General features: G+C 70.1%; 7 protein-coding genes and 1 tRNA gene. 2 read left to right on the top strand and 6 right to left on the bottom strand.

Annotation, left to right across the window (positions count from 1 at the left end; genetic code table 11):
• The coding region (locus tag BLW43_RS23350) for a hypothetical protein (protein ID WP_425441158.1) at positions 1–698 on the top strand (698 nt) is incomplete at its 5' end.
• Positions 699–860: 162 nt separating this feature from the next.
• Complete coding sequence (locus tag BLW43_RS23345; protein WP_093248098.1) at positions 861–1,265, top strand: hypothetical protein; 405 nt, start codon at positions 861–863, stop codon at positions 1,263–1,265.
• Positions 1,266–1,349: 84 nt separating this feature from the next.
• On the opposite strand, the gene BLW43_RS02730 is transcribed toward BLW43_RS23345, so the two are convergent.
• The 6 genes from BLW43_RS02730 to BLW43_RS02705 form a co-directional block, all read right to left on the bottom strand.
• Complete coding sequence (locus tag BLW43_RS02730; protein ID WP_093248096.1) at positions 1,350–3,380, bottom strand: site-specific integrase; 2,031 nt, start codon at positions 3,378–3,380, stop codon at positions 1,350–1,352.
• A 154-nt stretch (positions 3,381–3,534) separates the two neighbouring features.
• Positions 3,535–3,609: transfer RNA gene (locus tag BLW43_RS02725), tRNA-Asn, on the bottom strand.
• 54 nt (positions 3,610–3,663) lie between these two features.
• A complete protein-coding gene (locus BLW43_RS02720) occupies positions 3,664–4,197 on the bottom strand; it encodes a GNAT family N-acetyltransferase (protein WP_093248094.1) in 534 nt (177 codons plus the stop codon).
• Positions 4,194–5,042 carry a 3-mercaptopyruvate sulfurtransferase gene (gene sseA, locus BLW43_RS02715; RefSeq protein WP_093248092.1) on the bottom strand — a complete coding sequence of 283 codons (849 nt, stop codon included), beginning with the start codon at positions 5,040–5,042 and terminating at the stop codon, positions 4,194–4,196. Before sseA ends, BLW43_RS02720 begins: the two co-directional genes overlap by 4 nt.
• Positions 5,043–5,126: 84 nt before the next feature.
• On the bottom strand, positions 5,127–5,843 hold the full coding sequence (locus BLW43_RS02710; RefSeq protein ID WP_093248090.1) for an alanyl-tRNA editing protein: 717 nt from the start codon (positions 5,841–5,843) through the stop codon (positions 5,127–5,129).
• Entirely contained in the window at positions 5,840–6,901 is a 1,062-nt protein-coding gene (locus tag BLW43_RS02705; RefSeq protein ID WP_245730890.1) for a cysteine synthase A, read from the bottom strand. The genes BLW43_RS02710 and BLW43_RS02705 overlap by 4 nt, the downstream gene beginning before the upstream one ends.
• Positions 6,902–7,076 lie beyond the last annotated feature (175 nt).

Below are 7,076 nucleotides of genomic sequence, written 5' to 3'. Positions count from 1 at the left end.
CGAAGCCCCGGCACACCCGGCCCCACGCGTGGCGCAAGGCGGAGGAGGCGCGCCTCGCGCTGCTCGCCGGCGCGCTGGAGATCCGCCGGAAGGCGCTGGAGGCGCGCGAAGCCGCGGCCAAGACCCGGGAGGCCGAGATCGAGGGGAAGTCGGCGGACGCCGACAAGGTTACCGCCCGGGCTGCCCAGCGCGAGGCGGCCGTCGCCGCGCAGGAGGCGACCGTCTCGAAGCGGGAAACTGCGGCCCTGGAGAAAATGCGCAACGCGGAGACGGTCATCCTGCTCGCCGATCACACGGCGCGCGGCGAGATCGAGATCGCCAAGACCGGCGACGGCCCGGCTCAGGCGACAGCTGTCGGCGCGGCGCCGTCGGCGGCGACGCAGCGGCTCGTCAAAGCCGCCCAGGGCGGCGGCGTGGGTGGAGGCGTGGTCGCGCGCGCGCTCGACGCCTTCGCCCGGCTGCGCGCGCGCCTGCAGACACAGGCACGCGACGCGCTCGCCGCGCGCGAGGCGGAGCTCGAGCGCGGGCTATCGGAGCTGCGCGCCGCGGATGACGCGGTGGTCGAGATCGCCAACGCGCTGCCGGCGGCGGAGCGATCGCGCATCGCGGCGCTGCGGTCGGGGCTGGTCGCTCGGCTCACGCAGCTGAAGGCCACCGTCCGGTCGCTGCGCAGGCTTAACCGCAACGACAAACTATGACGGAATATCAGAGGGTTAGGATTTTTTTGCGTTAAGCACTTTTCTTGGTCCGAAACGTTTCCGGGATCTGACGCAGAGACGCATGTGTTTCCTGTGAGAAGAGATGGGGCCGGGTTCCAAAGTCGTCTCACGTTAGTTTAACCCCGCGCGAGGAGTATCGCCGTGAAGTTCAAAGTGAAACAGACCGACGCGTCTAAGAAGCTCTACGATCGCTTGGTCGCCTCGACTGAGCGCGATCTTTCAAAGACGAACAAAGCCGAGGCGAGGTTCCGCACGGCCGTCGCAAATACTGCGATCGGCTGGCTTGAGAATCTCGATGAGGAACCGCGCAAGAGCATCCTCTTCAGCCTGATGGTCGCCGCGTCGGCCTCCGACCGCAAGGCCATCGCGGCCAGCCTCTTCGTTGACGCTACGCTTGAGACCAGCGTCACGGCCGAGATCGAGCGCCGCGCGGCCGTCGCCGAAGCCGAGGCAGCCAAGGCTGAGGCTGAGGCTGCCAAGGCTGAGGCTGCCAAGGCCGCCGCCGCCGGCGAGCCGGACGCAGACGCCGACGCCGACGCCGCCTGAAACCTGCAGCCGGCCGCCATGGCCGACTGACCCAGCGCCCTCGCGGACCCGGCCGCGAGGGCGTTTTGCGTTTCCGGGCCCGGCCTAGCGCACCAGTCGCAGCCGGGGCGTGTCCTCGTCGGGTTTCCGCCTGAAGGGTGAGACGATCATCGAGACGTCGAGTTCGATCTTGTCGATGTGCCGTTTCAGGATCGGGACCGGCGTCGCGTCGGGGTCGTAGTGGACGTCGATGATCGCGTCGCGCTTGTGCCCCATCAGCTCCTGCCTGATCTCCTTCGGCACCTCCTGCAGCTTCAGCCGTCCCTGAAACCCGGTGCGGAAGCTGTGAAAGTCCATCCCCGGCTCATAGACGCCGTTTGTGAGCCGGTAGTAGGTGAAGCGCTTGGAGAAGTTCTCGCTCAGCTTGTTTTTGGTGGCGCCGCGGGTCTGGCTCGGAAAGAGCGTGTTCTTTCCGTCCGCCTTGAGGCTCTCCACCAGATCGAGCAGTCCAAGGTCGATCAGGTGTCGGTGTATCGGCATGGCGCGGCAGGATGTCTCGTTCTTGATGCGCTGCGCGGCGTCCGTCGTGTCGATCTCGAGGTAGGGCACGCGCTCGTCGGTCTTGAAGTTGCGCAGCCGGAGCTGCAACGCCTCCTCGAGGCGGAGCCCGGCGAGCTCGCCGAGGAGCGGGGCCCAGAAGAGCGGATCGCCGGGATCCTCCAGCTGCCCCTGGAACACGGGCGTCTTGAACAGGTCATAGATCCGGTCCTTCCAGGCGCCGCGCTTGACGCGGACGCTCTGGGCCCGGATGCGCGCCTTGAGTTCGGCCCTGGTCCACCGCAGGGGGGCCATCGTGTTGGCGTCGACGTGGCCGTTGCGCTTGGCGTGATCGAGGATGTTGATGATCCGCCCGACGTGCTTGTCGCAGGCGTTGGCCGACAGTCGCCGCCGGACCTGCTTCGCCGCGGCCTCGTTGATCTCTTCCGGGTCCGCCTCCGCCGCTTCCATCCGTTCGCGCGCGGCGCTCATCGCCTTCTCCTCCTCGGCGTCGAGATCGTCGGCGATCGTTTTCGGGTCGCGTTTCTCGCTCGCGGACTTGCCGTGCGAGAAGGGCAGCCTGACGATGACGTTGAGGAACTCGCGCCACTCGGCCGCCTGGTAGTCCGCGACCGGGCGGTCGCCGAGAACCTTCTCGACCAGTCGGGCGGTGCCGACGAAGTTCGGCCCAGAGTTCTCGGCGAAGCTGCGGCCCTTGTTGGGGATCGCCTCCTCGTCGCGCGAGAGCTGGAATCCGTCGGTCCTCATCGTGAGGTAATCCTCGGCGATCTCGCTGAAGGTGGGGCAGGGGCCCTTGCGACGGGGCGCCGGTCGGGCGGCCCTGCGCACGCCGCCGCCGCCTGCGACCGGCGCAGAGACGGTCTGCGGCGCCGCGATCCCGACCTGCTCGAACGCCGCCGCCACGCCACTCGCCACGAACCAGAGCGAAGGCACGGCGGTGGCGGGGTCGAGGCCCTTGCGGGCGCAGTGGGCGAGATAGTCGCTCGCCAGCTCGGCCAGCGTGGAGACCTGATGCTCGAGCGCTTCCAGCTGGAGGCCGGATTCGGGATCAAGCCAGCCTTCCTCCTCCGCGCGCGCGAAGATCCGGGCCTCGAACTCGGGATCGTCGAACATCGCCTCGTAGTCGGCGGCGGTGGCCGCCACCGGCGCGGCCGACTGCGCGCCGCCTGCGGGCCTGCGGGCGATCTCTTCGGCAAGTGAGCGCGACAGGTCGGTCTGGCGGGCGATCGCCTCGCTGGACCGCGCGTTCGCCTCCATCGCCATCGTGAGCTGCTGCTGGAGCGTGGCCAGCAGCTGGCGGGCGAAGTCGCCGTCGGTGTCGCGGGCGCCGTCCATGGTGTCTCTCCTGCGCACGACGCATTCCTCGAAGATCGCGCTGAGGCGCGCGCCGCGCCGGCGCGCCTCAAGGCGGCAGGGCGTGCGCAGCGAGAGCGCGACGGATCGGCTCGCAGCGCGGCGCGCCTCGGCGCAGGAAGCCAGCCGACCTCCTAAGGGCGGGTTAGCGCCGGTCGCGGGGATCTTGCGCCGCCACCACCAGACGCCGCCGCGGCGGAACAGGTAGGGGATCGCGTCGGCCATCGTGCGCCTCCATCGAGGCCCGCGGCGGCTGCCCGGTGATACAGGGCGGCGCCACAGGCTGGTGCTACAGCGCGGCGCCACAGTCGCGAAAAGCTGCGGAAAAAGGGTAAGACTCTACCCTTCTCCGTTGAGATCATTGATTTTTCTGGAGGCCTGGCTCCGGCGGTAGGATTCGAACCTACGGCCGTCCGATTAACAGTCGGATGCTCTACCACTGAGCTACGCCGGATCAGGCTGCAGCGTGCTATCAAAGCCTGCGGGGCGCGTCCAGACCTCTCCGATGTCAGCCGCCGCCTAAAACGGCGTCTCGCTCGCGCTCTTCGCGCCTGACCGGGCGGAAGCCCCATTTCTGGTAGGTCGGCAGGGCGTGCGGGTGGTCGAGGCTGCAGGTGTTCACGGTGAGGCGTTCTATCGGCTCGGCCCAGGCCATGTGCACGCCCTCGCCGAGTAGCCAGTCGCCGAGGCCGCGCCCGATCATCTCGGGCGCGAGGCCGAAATAGGAGATGTCGCAGAGACGGGGGTCGCGGAAGTCGAGCATGATGAAGCCGGCCGGCCAGCCGGTCACATAGGCGACGTGGAGGCGCACCGCCTCGTCTTGGAGGAAGGCGGCGAGATCCTCTTCGGGGGCGCCGTGCAGATCGGTCCAGTGATGGTCGCGCCCCACCGTGTCGTACAGGTAACGGAAGTAATGCGTCGGCGGCCCATCGGCGCGCAGCAGCGAGAGGCCGCGCAGCAGGGGAGGGCGCGCGCGCGGCCGCTCCGGCCTGCCGTCCATCTCGAGCCAGGTGACGGTGTAGCGCAGCCGCGCGACGGTCATCGCTCGACCGGCAGATCCGGGAATGCGCCCCACTCCGACCACGAGCCGTCATAGACCGCGGTCATCCTGGCGCCGGCGCGGATCTGGGCGAGGCTGAGGATGCAGGCGGTGACGCCCGAGCCGCAGGTGTTGACGATGGGGCGGCCAAGATCGACGCCGGCGGCGGCGAAGACCTCGCGCAGCGCCTCAGGCGATTTCATCTCGCCGGTCTCGGTGAGGACGTCGCGATAGGGGACGTTGAGCGAACCGGGAATGTGGCCCGCGCGCAGGCCCGGGCGCGGCTCGGGCTCCTCGCCGCGGAAGCGCGCGGCGGAGCGGGCGTCGACGATCTGCTCGCCGCCGAGCTTGACGGCGGCGGCGACCTGCGTGACGTCGCGCACGAGGCCCGCGTCGCGACGGCCCGTGAAATGGCGGTCGCGCGGCGTCGCAACGAGATCCTCGACCGGCCGGCCCTCGGCGCGCCATTTCGGCAGGCCGCCGTCGAGCACCACGACGTCCTCATGCCCGAAGACGCGGAACATCCACCATGCGCGCGGCGCCGAGAGCATGCCCACGCTGTCGTACACGACGACGCGGTGGCCGTCGCCTACGCCGAGACGGCGCACACGGCTGATGAACTTCTCCGCCGGCGGCAACATGTGGGGCAGGGGCGAGCCTGCGTCGGAGATGTCATCGATGTCGAAGAACTGGGCGCCGGGGATGTGCGCCTCGGCGAACTCGGCCCGTGGGTCGCGCCCGGCGGTCGGCAGATGCCATGAGGCGTCCAGCACCCTCAGATCGGGCGCGCCGAGATGGTCGGCGAGCCATTGCGTGGTGACAAGCAACCGGGGGTCTTCGGTGGGCATGGGCAAGCTCTCGCAGGCGTCGGGTCACAAGGGCTAGACCGGATGCGCCCCGCCATCAATGCCCGCGTGGCGTGCGGGCGCGGTTCAGGGCGCCAGAAGAAGCGTCACGCGGCGGTTCTGACGGCCCTTCTTCTCGATCCTGCCGAGGGAGACCGGGCCGATCTCGGCGGTCGAGCGCACATGGGTTCCGCCGCAGGGCTGCAGGTCGACCGGCGCCGCGGCGTCGCCGATGCGCACGAGCCTGACGCGGCCCTGGCCGCGCGGCGGCTTGACCTTCATCGTCTTGACGAGGCCGGGGTTGGCGTCGAGCTCCGCCTCGTCGATCCACGCGTCCGCGACCGGGTGATCGGCGGCGATCATCGCGTTGAGCGCGGCCTCGATGGCGGCGGGGTCCGCGGGCGGCTCTGCGAGGTCGAAGTCGAGGCGGCCCTTGCCGGCGGCGATCTGGCCGCCGGTCACGGGGGCCGGGATCGCGACGGAGAGCAGGTGCAGCGCGGTGTGGCAGCGGCGGTGGGCGGCGCGCAGCGCGCCGTCGATGCGCGCCGTGACGCGGGCGCCCGGCGGCGGCGGGGCGGCCCCGTCCGCGAGGACATGCGCGACGCCGCCCTCGGCCTTCACCGCGACGGCCACCGCGCAGATCCCGCCCTCATGTTCGAGCACGCCGGCGTCGCCCGGCTGGCCGCCGCCGGCCGGATAGAACACGGTTCGGTCGAGCAGCGCCGCGCCCTCGGGCGTGAACCCGGTCACTGTGGCGTCGCAGGCTGCGAGATAGGCGTCCTCGAGGTACAGGAGCACGGTCACGCCGCGTCGCCCTCGAAGACGGCGGGCAGGGGCGCGGCTGCGCCGTCCAGCCAGTCGGGGACCGGCAGGTTCTTGGACCGCAGGAAGGCGGGGTTCCACTGCCGCGACAGGTAGCGCGTGCCGTAATCGCACAGGATCGTCACGATGGTGCGACCCGGCCCCATCTCCCGCGCCATCCGCACGGCGCCGGCGACGTTCACGCCGGACGAGGCGCCGAGGCAGAGGCCCTCCTCCCTGAGCAGGTCGAAGGTCACGCCGAGCGCCTCTACGTCATCGATCTGGAAGGGCAGGTCGACGGAAAGCCCTTCGAGGTTGGCGGTGATGCGGCCCTGGCCGATGCCCTCGGTGATCGAGGAGCCCTCCGCCTTCAGCGCGCCATGGGCGTAGAAGTTGTAGAGCGCGGCGCCCATCGGGTCCGCTAGGCCAATCTTCACGCCCGGCTTGCGCTCGCGCAGCGCCATCGCGACGCCGGCGAGCGTGCCGCCGGAGCCCACGGCGCAGATGAAGCCGTCCACCGCGCCCTCGGTCTGCGCGAAGATTTCGGGGCCGGTCGTCTCGACATGGGCCTGACGGTTGGCGACGTTGTCGAACTGGTTGGCCCAGATCGCGCCGTTCGGCTCGCTGCGTGCGAGCGCCTCGGCGAGCCGGCCGGAGTATTTCACATAGTTGTCCGGGTCGCGGTAGGGCTTCGCAGGCACCTCCACGAGTCGCGCGCCGGCGAGGCGCAGCATGTCCTTCTTCTCCTGGCTCTGGGTCTCGGGGATGACGATGACCGTGCGGAAACCCATGGCGGCGCCGACCAGCGCCAGCCCGATGCCGGTATTGCCGGCCGTTCCCTCGACGATGACGCCGCCCGGCCGTAGCGAGCCGTCGGCGATGGCGTGGCGGATGATGGAGAGCGCCGCGCGGTCCTTGACCGACTGGCCGGGGTTCAGGAACTCCGCCTTGCCCCAGATCTCGCAGCCGGTCTCCTCGGAGGCCCGCTTGAGGCGGATGAGCGGGGTGTTCCCGATCGCCGCCGGCATGTCCGCGTAGCGGCCGCCCGTCATGTGCTGCATGATCTGACCCTTTCCAGAAGCGCGCCGCACTATAGAGGCCAGAGCCCGAGAGGCCAGAGCCCGAGACGCCGGAGCCCGAGACGCCGGAGCCCGAGAGACCGGAGCCCGAGGGGCCGGCGCCTGCGGCTGAGGCTGCGCCGCGGGCTTTCCTTTCGCGCCGCATCTGCTACCTGCG

The sequence above is a fragment of the Rubrimonas cliftonensis genome (genome assembly GCF_900107585.1).
GTDB lineage: Bacteria > Pseudomonadota > Alphaproteobacteria > Rhodobacterales > Rhodobacteraceae > Rubrimonas > Rubrimonas cliftonensis.
Note: the sequence above shows the minus strand (reverse complement) of the source record. Positions and strands in the feature narration are given on the sequence as shown.

What these genes read in the sequence shown, in the direction of transcription:
- BLW43_RS02730 (WP_093248096.1), bottom strand. Translation starts at nt 3,380, where the DNA reads ATGGCCGACGCGATCCCCTACCTGTTCCGCCGCGGCGGCGTCTGGTGG.
- BLW43_RS02720 (WP_093248094.1), bottom strand. Translation starts at nt 4,197, where the DNA reads ATGACCGTCGCGCGGCTGCGCTACACCGTCACCTGGCTCGAGATGGAC.
- sseA (WP_093248092.1), bottom strand. Translation starts at nt 5,042, where the DNA reads ATGCCCACCGAAGACCCCCGGTTGCTTGTCACCACGCAATGGCTCGCC.
- BLW43_RS02705 (WP_245730890.1), bottom strand. Translation starts at nt 6,901, where the DNA reads ATGCAGCACATGACGGGCGGCCGCTACGCGGACATGCCGGCGGCGATC.